This window comes from Pseudarthrobacter sulfonivorans (genome assembly GCF_014712225.1).
GTDB lineage: Bacteria > Actinomycetota > Actinomycetes > Actinomycetales > Micrococcaceae > Arthrobacter > Arthrobacter sulfonivorans.
Genome location: NZ_JACXBW010000057.1, coordinates 1 through 353, shown reverse-complemented (window position 1 = coordinate 353; position 353 = coordinate 1). Strand labels below are relative to the sequence as shown.

Genomic DNA, 353 nt, shown 5'->3' with positions numbered 1-353 from the left:
GAACTGACGTCCGGCTTTGGCCCGTTCAAGAGCCTGGACGTCGAGAAGATGAAGGCCATCACGCTCAAGGAACTCGCCGAGATGGGCATCGACCTGCGCGACGTCGAACAGCCCATCGGCCAGCTCTCCGGCGGTGAACGCCAATGCGTCGCGATCGCGCGCGCAGTGTACTTCGGCGCGAAGGTGCTGATCCTGGACGAACCCACCGCCGCCCTGGGCGTGAAGCAGTCAGGCGTGGTGCTGCGGTACATCCTGCAGGCCCGCGACCGCGGCCTCGGGGTCATCTTCATCACGCACAACCCGCACCACGCCTTTCCCGTCGGTGACCGGTTCCTGCTGCTCAAGCGCGGCAA

Annotated in this window: 1 protein-coding gene; it reads left to right on the top strand. The window is 65.7% G+C overall.

Translation table 11 applies throughout. The features are described 5' to 3' along the window. A partial coding sequence (locus tag IAQ70_RS22540) for an ATP-binding cassette domain-containing protein (RefSeq protein ID WP_190992176.1) occupies positions 1–353 on the top strand: 353 nt, incomplete at both ends.